Source organism: Streptomyces sp. NPDC002787 (assembly GCF_053592095.1).
In genome coordinates this window covers 173,810-187,106 of the sequence record NZ_JBSFVC010000017.1, presented here as the reverse complement: position 1 = coordinate 187,106, position 13,297 = coordinate 173,810, and the positions used below count along the sequence as shown (strand labels likewise).

Annotated in this window: 14 protein-coding genes; 7 read left to right on the top strand and 7 right to left on the bottom strand. The window is 70.3% G+C overall.

Annotation, left to right across the window (positions count from 1 at the left end; genetic code table 11):
* Nucleotides 1–30: 30 nt before the first annotated feature.
* From ACWD26_RS24660 to ACWD26_RS24650, 3 genes are read right to left on the bottom strand one after another with little or no spacing between them, the layout of a single operon-like run.
* Nucleotides 31–975 (bottom strand): metal ABC transporter permease, encoded by a 945-nt coding sequence (locus tag ACWD26_RS24660; protein WP_451273468.1) that lies wholly within the window; start codon nt 973–975, stop codon nt 31–33.
* Between the two features lie 13 nt (nt 976–988).
* Nucleotides 989–1,756 (bottom strand): metal ABC transporter ATP-binding protein, encoded by a 768-nt coding sequence (locus ACWD26_RS24655; RefSeq protein WP_451273466.1) that lies wholly within the window; start codon nt 1,754–1,756, stop codon nt 989–991.
* Nucleotides 1,757–1,775: 19 nt separating this feature from the next.
* A complete protein-coding gene (locus ACWD26_RS24650) occupies nt 1,776–2,753 on the bottom strand; it encodes a metal ABC transporter substrate-binding protein (protein WP_451273464.1) in 978 nt (325 codons plus the stop codon).
* Nucleotides 2,754–2,936: 183 nt separating this feature from the next.
* Here ACWD26_RS24650 and ACWD26_RS24645 point away from each other — a divergent pair, with 183 nt between their 5' ends.
* On the top strand, nt 2,937–4,319 hold the full coding sequence (locus tag ACWD26_RS24645) for a glycine--tRNA ligase (protein WP_451273462.1): 1,383 nt from the start codon (nt 2,937–2,939) through the stop codon (nt 4,317–4,319).
* Nucleotides 4,320–4,433: 114 nt separating this feature from the next.
* Here ACWD26_RS24645 and ACWD26_RS24640 read toward each other — a convergent pair whose 3' ends face one another.
* Nucleotides 4,434–5,549 (bottom strand): endonuclease/exonuclease/phosphatase family protein, encoded by a 1,116-nt coding sequence (locus tag ACWD26_RS24640; protein ID WP_451273460.1) that lies wholly within the window; start codon nt 5,547–5,549, stop codon nt 4,434–4,436.
* A 206-nt stretch (nt 5,550–5,755) separates the two neighbouring features.
* On the opposite strand from ACWD26_RS24640, the gene ACWD26_RS24635 reads away from it, so the two are divergent.
* From ACWD26_RS24635 to ACWD26_RS24625, 3 genes are all read left to right on the top strand, one after another.
* On the top strand, nt 5,756–6,697 hold the full coding sequence (locus ACWD26_RS24635) for a DUF4394 domain-containing protein (protein ID WP_451273458.1): 942 nt from the start codon (nt 5,756–5,758) through the stop codon (nt 6,695–6,697).
* A 143-nt stretch (nt 6,698–6,840) separates the two neighbouring features.
* The gene (locus ACWD26_RS24630; RefSeq protein WP_451273570.1) at nt 6,841–7,845 is read left to right on the top strand and encodes an aldo/keto reductase; all 1,005 of its coding nucleotides are present in this window, start codon (nt 6,841–6,843) and stop codon (nt 7,843–7,845) included.
* A 26-nt stretch (nt 7,846–7,871) separates the two neighbouring features.
* Nucleotides 7,872–8,456, top strand: a complete 585-nt coding sequence (locus ACWD26_RS24625) for a TetR family transcriptional regulator (protein ID WP_451273456.1) — start codon at nt 7,872–7,874, stop codon at nt 8,454–8,456.
* Nucleotides 8,457–8,643: 187 nt separating this feature from the next.
* Here ACWD26_RS24625 and ACWD26_RS24620 read toward each other — a convergent pair whose 3' ends face one another.
* On the bottom strand, nt 8,644–9,102 hold the full coding sequence (locus ACWD26_RS24620) for a VOC family protein (protein WP_451273454.1): 459 nt from the start codon (nt 9,100–9,102) through the stop codon (nt 8,644–8,646).
* Between the two features lie 21 nt (nt 9,103–9,123).
* Here ACWD26_RS24620 and ACWD26_RS24615 point away from each other — a divergent pair, with 21 nt between their 5' ends.
* Nucleotides 9,124–9,795 (top strand): CGNR zinc finger domain-containing protein, encoded by a 672-nt coding sequence (locus ACWD26_RS24615; protein ID WP_451273452.1) that lies wholly within the window; start codon nt 9,124–9,126, stop codon nt 9,793–9,795.
* 25 nt (nt 9,796–9,820) lie between these two features.
* A complete protein-coding gene (locus ACWD26_RS24610) occupies nt 9,821–10,225 on the top strand; it encodes an SRPBCC family protein (RefSeq protein WP_451273450.1) in 405 nt (134 codons plus the stop codon).
* A gap of 20 nt (nt 10,226–10,245) precedes the next feature.
* On the opposite strand, the gene ACWD26_RS24605 is transcribed toward ACWD26_RS24610, so the two are convergent.
* Nucleotides 10,246–10,452: a hypothetical protein gene (locus tag ACWD26_RS24605; protein ID WP_451273448.1), complete on the bottom strand. Its 207-nt coding sequence runs from the start codon at nt 10,450–10,452 to the stop codon at nt 10,246–10,248.
* Between the two features lie 158 nt (nt 10,453–10,610).
* On the bottom strand, nt 10,611–12,056 hold the full coding sequence (locus ACWD26_RS24600; protein ID WP_451273446.1) for an MFS transporter: 1,446 nt from the start codon (nt 12,054–12,056) through the stop codon (nt 10,611–10,613).
* 81 nt (nt 12,057–12,137) lie between these two features.
* On the opposite strand from ACWD26_RS24600, the gene dusB reads away from it, so the two are divergent.
* On the top strand, nt 12,138–13,292 hold the full coding sequence (dusB, locus tag ACWD26_RS24595; protein ID WP_451273444.1) for a tRNA dihydrouridine synthase DusB: 1,155 nt from the start codon (nt 12,138–12,140) through the stop codon (nt 13,290–13,292).
* The last annotated feature ends 5 nt before the right edge of the window (nt 13,293–13,297 follow it).

Below are 13,297 nucleotides of genomic sequence, written 5' to 3'. Positions count from 1 at the left end.
CAGCCCGCGGGGACCCCGTTCGGACGCCGGTCAGCCGGCGGACCTCTCGGCGGAGGTCCGGCTGGCCGGAACCGTATCCCTGGCAGCCCCCGTGCCGGCGGCCTCCCCGGCCTTCGGGATCACACACTCCGCGGGGTCGCCCGCGGCCTGTTCCAGCGCTCTCGCACGCCGTCTGGCCAGCGGTGTCGCCAGCCCGGTGAGCACCATGAACGCGGCGATGGCGAGCAGCACGATCGTCGCGCCGGGCGGCACGTCCTGGTAGTACGAGGTGACCGTGCCGCCGATCGTCACGGTCACCCCGAGGGCGACGGCGATCGCGAAGGTCGCCGCGAAACTGCGGGTGAGCTGCTGCGCGGCGGCGACGGGGACGACCATCAGCGCGGACACCAGCAGCAGGCCGACGACACGCATGGCGACCGTCACGGTCACGGCCGCCGTGACCGCCGTGAGCAGGTTCAGCGCCCGCACCGGCAGACCCGTGACCCGGGCGAACTCCTCGTCCTGGCTGACCGCGAACAGCTGCCGGCGCAGCGCCAGCGTCATCACGATCACGAACGCGGCGAGGACGCAGATCGCGGTGATGTCCTCCTGTGACACGGTCGACAGCGAGCCGAAGAGGAACGACATCAGGTTGGCGTTGGTGCCGCCGGGCGCGAGGTTGATGAGCATCACACCGCCGGCCATGCCGCCGTAGAAGAGCATGGCGAGCGCGATGTCGCCGCGTGTCTTGCCGTACCAGCGGATCAGCTCCATCAGCACGGCGCCCACCACGGACACCAGCGTCGCCATCCACACGGGCGACCAGGAGAGCATGAAGCCGAGGCCGACGCCGGTCATCGCGACATGGCCGATGCCGTCGCCCATGAGGGCCTGGCGGCGCTGGACGAGGTAGATGCCGATCGCGGGGGCGGTGATGCCGACGAGGACGGCGGCGAGCAGGGCCCGCTGCATGAAGGCGTAGTTGAGCATTTCCATCGCGGTCGCCTTCTCAGCTCAGCAGCCCGGTGCGGACCGGCTCGGTGCCCGGTGCCGCGTGGGGGTGTACGTGGTCGTGGCCGGGCAGCGCGTGCTGACCGACCGCCTTCGGGGGCGGGCCGTCGTGGGTGACGCAGCCGTCGCGGAGCACCACCGCCCGGTCGATCAGCGGCTCCAGCGGGCCGAGTTCGTGCAGGACCAGCAGGACCGTCGTCCCCTTGGCGACCTGTTCGCGCAGGGTCGAGGCCAGCACCTCCTGGCTGACCAGGTCCACGCCCGCCATCGGCTCGTCCATGATCAGCAGTTCGGGTTCGGAGGCGAGGGCACGGGCGATGAGGACGCGCTGGTGCTGGCCGCCGGAGAGGGCGTTCACCGAGTCCTTGGCCCGGTCGGTCATGCCGACCAGGTCCAGGGCCCGGCGGATCGCCTCGTGGTCGGCCTTGCGGAGGATGCCGAGGCGGGTGCGGGAGAGCCGGCCCGAGGTCACGATCTCCGTCACCGTCGCCGGGACACCGCCCGCCGCCGTCGTGCGCTGCGGTACGTACCCGAGGCGCCGCCAGTCGCGGAAGCGGTGCCTCGGGGTGCCGAACAGCTCGATCTCGCCGGCGCTGACCGGCACCTGCCCGATCACCGTGCGTACTGCGGTGGACTTGCCGGAGCCGTTGGCGCCGAGCAGCGCGACGACCTCACCGCGGTGCACGGTGAGGTCGATGCCGCGCAGGACCGTGCGCGAGCCCAGTTCGGCGCGTACACCGCGCAACGAGATGACGGGCTCGGTCATGCCTGCTGCCTCCGAATGATCACTTGGCTCCCAGGGCGTTCCGCAGCGCCTTGAGGTTGGCTTCCTGGACCGAGAAGTAGTCCTTGCCGCGCGACTTCTCGGTGATGCCCTCGATCGGGTCGAGGACGTCCGTCTTCAGTCCGGCGTCGGCGGCGATGGTCTTCGCGGTCTTGTCACTGACGAGTGTCTCGTAGAACACGGTGGTGACACCGTCGGCCTTGGCCATCTTCTCAAGTTCCTTGACCCGGGCGCCGCTCGGCTCGGACTCGGGGTCGAGGCCGGAGATGGCCTCCTCGGTGAGGCCGTAGCGCTCGGCGAGGTAGCCGAAGGCGGCGTGGGTGGTGATGAAGACCTTGGTCTTCGTGTTCTTCAGCCCGTTCTCGAACTGGTCGTTCAGTGCGCCCAGCTTCTCGACCAGGGCCTCGGTGTTGGTCTTGTAGGTGTCCGCGTGGTCCGGGTCGGCCTTCTCCAGGGCGGCGCCGACACCCTTGGCGACCTCGGCGTACTTCACGGGGTCGAGCCAGATGTGGGGGTCCTTGCCGGACTCCTCGTGGCCGTGCTCGTCCTCCACCGGCTCGTCGTCGTGCTCTTCGGCATGACCGCCGACCTCGTTGCCGTGCTCCTCCAGCGAGGTCAGCGTGGCGGCGTCGATCTTCGTCTTGATCTCGGACTGCGAGACCGCGTCGTCGACGGAGGGCTGCAGGCCCTTGAGGTAGAGCACCGCGTCCGACTCCTGGAGCGCGGCCGTCTGCTTGGCGCTGATCTCCAGGTCGTGCGGCTCCTGGCCGGGCTCGGTCAGACTGGTGACGTTCACGTGCTTCCCGCCGATCTGCTCGGCGAGGAAGGCCATCGGGTAGAACGACGCGACGACGTCGAACTTGTCGGTGTTGCCCGAAGCGGCGCTGTCGCCGCCGCAGGCCGTGAGTGTGGTGAGGCCGAGGGCGGCGGCCGCGGTCGCCGCCGCGGGTATCAGGAATCGTCGTCGTACTACGTTCATGACAGTCATTTTCATCTTGTCTGGAAACGATTGTCAACAAGCCTGGTGGTAAGCCCTGGGTAAGGCCTATGTCCGGTCTGGGGCCGAACCGATTTGATCGGAGGGGAGCCTCCGCCGGTAACCTGAAGCATTCGCTCTGAAGCGCATCGCTTCGTCGCCCGTCGTCGTAATGAAGAGAGCACCGTGGCCGCCGACAAGATCGACACCATCGTCAGCCTGAGCAAGCGCCGTGGCTTCGTATTCCCGTGCAGCGAGATCTACGGCGGTCAGCGTGCCGCCTGGGACTACGGACCGCTGGGTGTCGAGCTCAAGGAGAACATCAAGCGCCAGTGGTGGCGCTACATGGTGACGTCGCGCGAGGACGTGGTCGGTATCGACTCGTCCGTCATCCTGGCCCCCGAGGTCTGGGTGGCCTCCGGTCACGTCGCGACCTTCTCCGACCCGCTCACCGAGTGCACCTCCTGCCACAAGCGGTTCCGCGCGGACCACCTGGAGGAGGCGTACGAGGCGAAGAAGGGCCGCCTGCCGGAGAACGGCCTCGCGGACATCAACTGCCCGAACTGCGGCACCAAGGGCCAGTTCACCGAGCCCAAGCAGTTCTCGGGTCTGCTCTCCACCCACCTCGGCCCCACCCAGGACACCGGCTCGATCGCCTACCTGCGCCCCGAGACCGCCCAGGGCATCTTCACCAACTTCGCCCACGTGCAGACCGCTGCACGCAAGAAGCCCCCGTTCGGCATCGCCCAGATGGGCAAGTCCTTCCGCAACGAGATCACGCCCGGCAACTTCATCTTCCGCACCCGCGAGTTCGAGCAGATGGAGATGGAGTTCTTCGTCAAGCCGGGCGAGGACGAGAAGTGGCAGGAGTACTGGATGCAGGAGCGGTGGAACTGGTACACCGGCCTGGGCCTGCGCGAGGAGAACATGCGCTGGTACGACCACCCGCAGGAGAAGCTCTCCCACTACTCCAAGCGCACCGCCGACATCGAGTACCGCTTCCAGTTCGGCGGCAACGAGTGGGGTGAGCTGGAGGGCGTCGCCAACCGCACCGACTACGACCTCACCGCGCACTCCAAGGCCTCCGGCCAGGACCTGTTCTACTTCGACCAGGAGGCCGGTGATCGCTACACCCCGTACGTCATCGAGCCGGCGGCGGGTGTCGGCCGCACGATGCTGGCGTTCCTGCTCGACGCGTACACCGAGGACGAGGCGCCCAACGCCAAGGGCAAGCTGGAGAAGCGGACGGTGCTGCGGCTCGACCACCGGATCGCGCCGGTGAAGGTGGCGGTGCTTCCGCTGTCCCGCAACGCGGAGCTGTCGCCGAAGGCGAAGGGGCTCGCGGCGGCGCTGCGGCAGAACTGGAACATCGAGTTCGACGACGCGGGTGCGATCGGGCGCCGTTACCGGCGCCAGGACGAGATCGGTACGCCGTACTGCGTGACGGTCGACTTCGACACGCTCGACGACAACGCGGTGACTGTGCGTGAGCGGGACTCGATGAAGCAGGAGCGGGTGTCGCTCGACCAGATCGAGGGGTACCTCGCGGGTCGGCTCGTCGGCGCGTAGGTGCTGGTGGGCGGGTTCGCGTCTGCCTGGCTCGGGTGATGTGCCGGCCGCGGGTTGGTCGTGGCTGGTCGCGCAGTTCCCCGCGCCCCTTGACGGGGCCGGGGAACTCGGCGTTCACAGGGTCAGGTCGGCGAACAGGGCCGCGTGGTCCGAGGCCTGGTTGAGTTTCGAGGTGACCGTGGTGAAGGACGGGAAGGTCTTCGGGGCCCAGATTCCCCGGCGTTCCACGCCCACGTGCGTCACGCGGTCCCACAACTCCGGGCTGAACATGAGGTAGTCGAGTTTCTGCTCGTCGCGTTTGCCGGTGCCGTGGGTGCCCGGGGGGTTGGTTCCGTAGCTCTCGTGGGTCATGGCCTCGCGGAGGCCGGCGTCGAGGAGGAGCTTGATCGGAGGGCTGGAGAGGGAGTCGTTGAGGTCGCCGGCGACCACGACGCGCAAGGAGCGCTCCAGGGCCTCCTCGTAGATCTCCCTGACCCTCTTGGCCTGGGCCTTGCGGCGCTTGTCGTTCTCCGAGGCCCTGCCGAAGCCCTTGCTCTTGAAGTGGTTGCCGAGGATCCACAGGGGCTCTCCGTCGACCTCCACCTCGAACTCGGGGCAGTCGCGGCTGAACACCGGGGTGCCGGACGCGCCGGGATCGAAGATGTGCGACCGCACGGACGTGATCGGGAACCGGCTGAGGATGCCGACGTCGATGCCCCGGCTGTCGTTGCCGTCGATGAGCAGATTGAACGGGTACGGTTCGTGCCCCATCGCCCCGCCCAGCACCTGGGTGTTGAAGCGGTCCAGGGTGAGCCGGTCCTCGACCTCGACCGTGAGCAGGATGTCCGCGTTCACCTCGGCTATCACCCGGGCGGTGTTCTCCACCGCCTCCCAGCCGATGTCACCGCGCACCATCTCGGCCCAACCGGCCCACTTCGACCGCCCCTTGGCGACGATCCTGAGGACCGGGCTTCCGTTCGGGGAGACCGTGTAGAGCTTGGCCCCGCCACGGGGCTGGTTGACGAAGAACGGCCGGCGGCTGTCCGGGTCCGAGTTGTGCGCGTCGTGCTTCACGATCAGCTCGGAGATCCGCTCCTTGTCCGCCTCCTGGTAGATCTCCTTGTCGAGGAGACCGACCAACTCGTTGAAGTCATCAAGGATCTCTTCGCGCCGATCCGGGTCGTCGAGGCCGAACACCATGGGCCGGCGGAAGAGGTTCTCGGCGTTGAACGTGGCGATACGGATGCTCATGCGCCCTCCAGGGGCCAGGCGGCCGGATGACAGGCACTTCGAATTCTCCGAGAGGGGACGAATGGTGTCCAACGGAGCGCTGCGGAAACGTCCGTAGTTCCCGGAAAATTCTTCCTACGACCCACCAATCCGGACCTGCCGTCGGTTCCGAAGGAGAGGGCAGACGGCCCGCAGGGGGCGGGCCGCGCATCTTCACGGGGGCGTTCATGCGCAAGCAAGCAGTGATCGGCGTACTCACCATGGCGGTGGCGATCGGAACGGTCGGCGCGGTCGGGGCGGGGGCGCTGGGCGGATCGTCGGCGCCGGCCGGGGCGACGACGGGGGACGGGCCGGCCGGTATCGAGGCGAAGGGCGGCGGCCTGGGCAGCGGCGGGCGCGTTCCCGGCGGGCTGAAGGCCATCGGTCTCACCGCCGACCAGCGGCTCGTCGTCTTCCCCGTCGACAAGCCCGGCGCCACGGTGCCGCTCGGCAGGGTCGGCGGCCTCAAGGGCGACACGAGGCTCGTCGGCATCGACTACCGCGTCCAGAACAACAAGCTGTACGGCGTCGGCGACAAGGGCGGCATCTACACGATCCGCGAGGTCGGCGCCAAGGCCACCAAGGTCTCCCAGCTCACCGTCGCGCTCAAGGGCAAGGCCTACGGCGTGGACTTCAACCCCGCGGCGAACCGCCTCCGGGTGATCAGCGACACCGGCCAGAACCTCCGCCACAACCTCGACGACCCGCAGGGCGCCCCGGCCGCCGGCACCACGGCCGTCGACGGCACCCTCACCAACCCGCCGGTCCCGCCCGCCACGGCCGGCGCCACGGCTCAGGGGGTGGCCGGGGCGGCGTACACCAACAACGACCTCGACGCCACCACCGCGACCACCCTCTTCGACCTGGACACCGCTCTCGACCAGGTCTCCGTCCAGTCCCCGGCCAACGCGGGCAACCTCGCCCCCACGGGCAAGCTCGGCGTCGACGCCCCGCTGAACTCCGGGTTCGACATCTACAGCTCGGCGCGGAGCGGGGTGAACGCCGGGTACGCGGTGACGGGGGCGCGGGTGTTCGGCGTCGACCTGCTGACCGGGAAGGCGAGCGCGAAGGGGAACTTCCCGAAGGGCCGGAAGGTGGTGGACCTGGCGATTCCGCTGCGGCAGGGATGAGTTCAGGGGGTGAGCGCAGGGATGAGCGCCCGCTGAGGCGCTGAGGCACTGAGCGGGAAGGCGAGTGACGCGTGACAGATGACAGCTGACAGATATTGAAATCTGTCAGCTGTCATGTCATCGTGGAGCGCATGACGACAACCATGCAGACCCGCACCCTCGGAACCACCGGCCCCCAGGTCTCCGCCCTCGGCCTCGGCTGTATGGGCATGTCCGCGCTGTACGGCGGCGCGGACCGGGCCGAGTCCCTCGCGACGATCCACGCGGCCCTCGAAGCCGGCGTGACCCTGCTGGACACGGGCGACTTCTACGGCATGGGCCACAACGAGCTGCTGATCGCGGAGGCCCTGCGCACCGCGCCCGCCGCCCTCCGGGAGCAGGCGCTGACCAGCGTCAAGTTCGGGGCGCTGCGTGACCCGGACGGGGGCTGGTCCGGATACGACGGCCGCCCCGCGGCGGTGCGGAACTTCGCCGCGTACTCCCTCCAGCGCCTCGGCACCGACCACATCGACGTCTACCGGATCGCGCGGGTCGACCCCGACGTGCCGATCGAGGAGACGGTCGGCGCGATCGCGGAACTGGTCGAGAAGGGGTACGTACGGCACATCGGCCTGAGCGAGGTGGGCGCGGAGACGATCCGCCGGGCCGCCGCGACGGCCCCGATCGCGGACCTCCAGATCGAGTACTCCCTCATCTCGCGTGATATCGAGGACGAGATCCTGCCGACCACGCGGGAGCTGGGCATCGCGGTCACGGCGTACGGAGTCCTCTCCCGGGGGCTGATCTCGGGCCACTTCACCCGTGACCGGCAGCTGGCGGCGGGCGACTTCCGGGCGTTCTCGCCCCGCTTCCAGGGGGAGAACCTTCACCGCAACCTGGACCTCGTCGAGGCGCTGCGGAAGGTCGCCGAGCAGAAGGGGGTGTCGGTCGCGCAGATCGCGATCGCCTGGGTGCTGTCACGCGGGGAGGACATCGTCCCGCTCGTGGGGGCCCGCCGCCGGGACCGTCTGGCCGAGGCTCTGGGCGCGCTGGAGGTGACCCTGGAGGCGGCCGACCTGGCGGCGATCGAGGGTGCCGTCCCGGCCGCCGCGGTGGCGGGTGACCGCTACCCGGCGGCCCAGATGGCGCACCTCGACAGCGAGCGCTGATCCTTCAGCCGGGTACGGTTCCGTCCATGGCACCGACCTCCGAGACCCTGACCGCCGAGCGCATCCTCGAAGCGACCGAGGAGGTCCTGCGCCGCCACGGACCCGCCAAGGCGACCGTGGTGGACGTGGCCCGCGCGCTCGGTGTCAGCCACGGGAGCGTCTACCGCCACTTCCGTACGAAGGCGGCCCTGCGCGAGGCGGTGACCAAGCGCTGGCTGGACCGGACGACGGCGACGCTGACCGCCATCGCCGCCGAGGACCGTGACCCGGAGGCCCGGCTGCGCGCCTGGCTGGCGGCCCTCTTCGAGGCCAAGCGCCGCAAGGCCGGCGACGACCCCGAGCTGTTCGCCACCTACCAGGTCCTGACGGACGAGAACGGCGAGGTGGTCGGCGCCCACATCGCCGACCTGACCGCCCAACTGGCCAGGATCATCCGGTCCGGCGCCGACACCGGCACCTTCACGTCCGCCGACCCCACCACCGCCCGAGCCGTCTTCCACGCCACCGCCCGTTTCCACGACCCCTCCTACGCCCCCGTCTGGCGACAGCCGGACATCGAGGAGCAGTTCGCGGCGGTCGTGAACCTGGTGGTGCGAGGACTGCGGCGGTGAGCGGCCTTCGGCTCGGCCCAGTGGCGGGGCCGCCGTCCCGAGGGGCGTGACCGCCGCGGGTCAGGAGAGTCAGGGGCCGTCGGGGGATGTCGAGGGCGGAGCCGTTGTCGCGCCCGTACCGGTCCCAGGGGCCGTCGAAGCGCCAGGCACACGGCCGGCGGTGTCGGCGGCCTCGTTCGGCGTCACGCTAGGCCGCGCAGAACTCGTTGCCCTCCGGGTCCCGCATCAGCCACCAGTGGCCCGCCGGGCCCTTGTCGAACTCCTCGACGCGGGTGGCGCCCAGGGTTTCCAGGCGGGTGACCAGCGCGTCCAGGCCGCCGGCTTCGGCGTGGATGTCGATGTGGAGGCGGTTCTTGACGGTCTTGGGCTCGGGGACGTCCTGGAAGAGGAGACGGCGGCCCTTGCCGATGCCGGTGAAGGGGTCGTACGGGTCCTCGGGGTGCCGGACGGCGGCGTAGCCGCGGAAGACGCGGTGGCCGTTGTGCTCGGCGACGGCGGCCTCGGGGAGGTCGCCGGTGGAGAGGAGGTGGGTGATCAGCGTGCTCGGGTCCTCCACCTCGTAGCCCAGCGCCGCGGCCCAGAAGTCGGCCAGGGGCTGCGCGTCGCGGGTGTCGATGACCAGTTTCCAGTTCAGCGCGGCAGTCATGTAACCGGTTATATTGGTTACATGGGTTCGTCGTCCAGGGCATCCGCTGCGAAGGAGGTGTCGGGAGTGTCGGGCATCCCGCTGCGGTCCTACTCGGGGAACGTCTACCGCTTCGATCCGGGCGCCCTCTGTCTGGAACTGCTCGTCACCGGCGGCCCCGGCGCCCTGACCCGCTACGAGGTGCTGCACACCCCCGCCGACCTGGTCACCTGGGCCGGTCAGTCCCGGCTCACCCCCACGCCGTCGGCACTCCGGATCACGGAGGACGAGGTGGCGTACGCCCGGCGGCTGCGCGACGCGCTGACCCGTACGGTCGCCTCGCGCGTCGTCACCGGCGGCCTCCCCGAGCTGGGCATAGCCCCGGCGGACTCCGCCGACCTCGACCTCATCAACGAGGCCGCCGCCCGGCCCTCGCTCGCCCCCGCCATCGGCGCGGACGGCACCCGGGGCTGGGCCCCGGGGACGGCGACCGGGGCGCAGCTCCTGTCCACCGTCGCCCGCGACGCCGTCGACCTCCTCACCGGGCCGTACGCGGAACGGCTCCGCATGTGCGCGGGCGACCGCTGCTATCTGCTCTACGTCGACACCTCCCGGCCCGGCCGCCGCCGCTGGTGCTCGATGGAGCACTGCGGCAACCGCCACAAGGTCCGCGCGCACCGCGTGCGCCGGGCCGGGAACGGCCCGGTTGAGTAGCAGTCCACGAGAAAGGGTGATCCTCATGTCCGCTCGATCCACCGGACTCACCAAGGACGCCGGATGGCAGGTCGGCGTCTCCCGCACCCTGCGCCAGTCACCCGCCGCCGTATGGGAGTTCATCAGCGGCCCACGCGGGCTGGAGCTGTGGCTCGGCGCCGGCGCGCGCCTCGCTCCCGAGCCCGGCGCCCCGTACGAGACCGACGCGGGCGTCACGGGTGAGGTGCGCGGCTACCGTCCCGGTGACCGTATCCGGGTCACGTACGGCGATACGACCGTGCAGGTCGCCGTCTCGGCGGCCGGCGGCGGCCGGTCCGTGCTCGTCTTCCATCAGGAGCGTATGGCGAGCCCCGAGGAGCGGGAGCTTCAACGGGCGCACTGGCAGCGGGTGATGGAGCAGGTCGCTCGGGCGCTCGACGATCTGCCCTGAAGGCGGAACGCGGAAGGCGGTCACGAACCCGTCGGGTCCACCGTCGCCTGGTGCGCCTCGGCGAGATGCTCCTCCGCCTTCAGCCAGGGCAGGAACTGCGCGCCCTTGCGCCAGCCGCACGTGTCGCATCTGACCGTGCGTTGCACTCCCGAGCGCTGGACCCGCACGGTGTGCTCCCGCCCGTGCTGGTCCCAGCGGCTCACCTTGCTCGTGTTGATCTGCTGCATGACGTCTCCAGCCGACACCCTCACGGCTCCACGTCCGTGAGGTCCGTGAGGAGTGTGCGGCAAGACCAATATCAACGGGGCGGATCCCACGATGAGTTGTCCCAGGCGTTACCTCATGTGCCGTCCCACCACGCGCGGTGCGCGGCGCGATGTCGGCCCTATGCTCCGACCCCCGCCGCGTCCCGCACCTCCGCCGACTCCAGGCGCTTCGCCGTCCGGTCGGCGGTCCCCCGGGCCCACGCGCCCGTCGTCAGCGCCCCCAGCACCAGTACGGCGAAGCCGCAGCCGGCGACGATCCACCAGGCGGGCCGCGCCGCCGCCACGAAGGAGTCCGCGTACGAGGACGAGCCGATGCCGGCGGCCAGCACCGCCCCGATCACCGCGACGCCCAGCGTCTGGCCGATCTGGCGGCTGGTGGAGGCGACGGCGGCGGCGACACCGGCCTGGGCGCGGGGCATGCCGGAGACGGCCGTGTTGGTGATGGGCGCGTTGACGAAGCCGAAGCCGAGGCCGAAGAGGACGTAGCCGATGACGAGGGTGAGGTTCTCGGTCTCGGCCTCGAACGCGGCGAAGAGCACCCCGCTCGCGGTCATCGCGATCCCGGCGACCAGCAGCGGCAGACGCGGCCCCCGACTGCCGACCAGCCGTCCGGCGACCGGCGCGCAGACGAAGCACAGGAACGCCATCGGGAGCATCCACAGACCGGCGTGGAGGGCGTCGAGGCCGCGGACGTTCTGCAGGTACAGCGTCGACAGGAACAGGAAGCCGCCGAGCGCGGCGAACGCGCTGACCGCTATGACGGTCGCCCCGCTGAAGGGCGCCGAACGGAAGAAGCGCAGGTCGATGAGGGGTTCGTCGCGGCGGGGCTCGTACCACAGGAGGGCCAGGAGCGCGGCGAGCGAGAGGCCGCCGAGGCCGAGGGTCTCGGCGACCGGCGCGGTCGGCGCCTCGATGATCGCGTAGGTGAGGGAGCCGAGCAGCGCGATGACGAGCAGCTGGCCCACGGGGTCGGGGCGGCGGGCCTTCGGGGCGCGGGACTCCGGGACGTACCGCCAGGTCAGCAGCAGCGCGGCCAGACCGACCGGCAGGTTGATCCAGAAGATGGAGCGCCAGCCGACCGACTCCACGAGGAGCCCGCCGATGATCGGTCCGGCGGCCATCGAGATGCCCACCACCGCGCCCCAGACCCCGATCGCCCGGGCCCGCTCGCGCGGATCCGTGAACGTGTTGGTGATGATCGACATCGCGACCGGGTTGAGCATGGAACCGCCGACCGCCTGCACCATACGGAAGGCGACCAGCGATTCGAGGTTCGGGGCGAGGGAGCACAGCAGCGAGCCGAGCGTGAAGACGACCAGGCCGGCCATGAAGACCCGCTTGCGGCCGATCCGGTCCGCGGTGGACCCGGCCAGCATCAGCAGGGCGGCCAGGACCAGGGTGTAGGCGTCGATGGTCCACTGGAGCCCCGCGAGGCTCGCGTCCAGGTCGCGCTGCATCGAGGGCAGGGCGACGTTCAGGACGGTGTTGTCCAGGCTCACGATCAGGAGGCTGGTGCAGCAGATCGCGAGCACCAGCAGACGGTGGCGGCGGCTGAGCTCGGGCATGCGCCCCATCGTACGCCCAACTCGATAGTGCGCCTAACTAATGAATGGCGAGCATGCGTCCATGTGCGTGACAATGGGGGAATGTCCACGCCCGTGTCCCTCGCGCAGACCCCCTTGCGGATCGGCCCCCACGCCGTCTCCCCGCCCGTCGTCCTGGCCCCCATGGCCGGGATCACGAACGCGCCCTTCCGGACGCTGTGCCGCGAGTTCAGCGGCGGCAAGGGCCTGTTCGTCAGCGAGATGATCACCACGCGGGCGCTGGTCGAGCGCAACGAGAAGACCATGCAGCTGATCCACTTCGACGCGACCGAGAAGCCGCGCTCGGTCCAGCTGTACGGCGTGGACCCGGCGACCGTCGGCAAGGCCGTCCGCATGATCGCGGAGGAGGGCCTCGCCGACCACATCGACCTGAACTTCGGCTGCCCGGTCCCCAAGGTCACCCGCAAGGGCGGCGGCTCCGCCCTCCCGTACAAGCGGAACCTGCTCCGCGCCATCCTGCGGGAGGCGGTGAGCGGCGCCGGGGACCTGCCCGTCACGATGAAGATGCGCAAGGGCATCGACGACGACCACATCACCTACCTCGACGCCGGCCGCATCGCCGTCGAGGAGGGCGTCACAGCGATCGCCCTGCACGGCCGCACGGCCGCCCAGCACTACGGCGGCACGGCCGACTGGGACGCCATCGCCCGCCTCAAGGAGCACGTCCCCGAGGTCCCCGTCCTCGGCAACGGCGACATCTGGTCGGCCGAGGACGCGCTGCGGATGGTGCGGGAGACCGGCTGCGACGGGGTGGTCGTGGGACGCGGCTGCCTCGGCCGGCCGTGGCTGTTCGCGGACCTGGTGGCGGCGTTCGAAGGCCGTACGGAAGACATCGCGCGGCCTTCGCTGCGCGAGGTCGCGGACATCATGGTCCGGCACGCCGGCCTCCTCGGCGAGTGGATCGGCGACGAGTCGAAGGGTGTCGTCGACTTCCGCAAGCACGTGGCCTGGTACCTCAAGGGCTTCGCGGTCGGCTCCGAGATGCGCAGGCGCCTCGCCGTCACCTCCTCCCTCGCCGAACTCCGCTCCGGCCTCGACGAGTTGGACCTCGACCAGCCCTGGCCGACCGGCGCCGACGGCCCGCGCGGCCGCACCTCCGGCAACAACCGCGTCGTCCTCCCGGACGGCTGGCTCAAGGACCCGTACGACTGCGCGGGCGTGGGCGAGGACGCCGAACTGGACACGTCCGGGGGGTAGTTGCC

What these genes read in the sequence shown, in the direction of transcription:
- ACWD26_RS24660 (WP_451273468.1), bottom strand. Translation starts at nt 975, where the DNA reads ATGGAAATGCTCAACTACGCCTTCATGCAGCGGGCCCTGCTCGCCGCC.
- ACWD26_RS24605 (WP_451273448.1), bottom strand. Translation starts at nt 10,452, where the DNA reads ATGCAGCAGATCAACACGAGCAAGGTGAGCCGCTGGGACCAGCACGGG.
- ACWD26_RS24620 (WP_451273454.1), bottom strand. Translation starts at nt 9,102, where the DNA reads ATGACTGCCGCGCTGAACTGGAAACTGGTCATCGACACCCGCGACGCG.
- ACWD26_RS24630 (WP_451273570.1), top strand. Translation starts at nt 6,841, where the DNA reads ATGCAGACCCGCACCCTCGGAACCACCGGCCCCCAGGTCTCCGCCCTC.
- ACWD26_RS24650 (WP_451273464.1), bottom strand. Translation starts at nt 2,753, where the DNA reads ATGAACGTAGTACGACGACGATTCCTGATACCCGCGGCGGCGACCGCG.
- ACWD26_RS24655 (WP_451273466.1), bottom strand. Translation starts at nt 1,756, where the DNA reads ATGACCGAGCCCGTCATCTCGTTGCGCGGTGTACGCGCCGAACTGGGC.
- dusB (WP_451273444.1), top strand. Translation starts at nt 12,138, where the DNA reads ATGTCCACGCCCGTGTCCCTCGCGCAGACCCCCTTGCGGATCGGCCCC.
- ACWD26_RS24625 (WP_451273456.1), top strand. Translation starts at nt 7,872, where the DNA reads ATGGCACCGACCTCCGAGACCCTGACCGCCGAGCGCATCCTCGAAGCG.
- ACWD26_RS24610 (WP_451273450.1), top strand. Translation starts at nt 9,821, where the DNA reads ATGTCCGCTCGATCCACCGGACTCACCAAGGACGCCGGATGGCAGGTC.
- ACWD26_RS24615 (WP_451273452.1), top strand. Translation starts at nt 9,124, where the DNA reads ATGGGTTCGTCGTCCAGGGCATCCGCTGCGAAGGAGGTGTCGGGAGTG.
- ACWD26_RS24635 (WP_451273458.1), top strand. Translation starts at nt 5,756, where the DNA reads ATGCGCAAGCAAGCAGTGATCGGCGTACTCACCATGGCGGTGGCGATC.
- ACWD26_RS24600 (WP_451273446.1), bottom strand. Translation starts at nt 12,056, where the DNA reads ATGCCCGAGCTCAGCCGCCGCCACCGTCTGCTGGTGCTCGCGATCTGC.
- ACWD26_RS24640 (WP_451273460.1), bottom strand. Translation starts at nt 5,549, where the DNA reads ATGAGCATCCGTATCGCCACGTTCAACGCCGAGAACCTCTTCCGCCGG.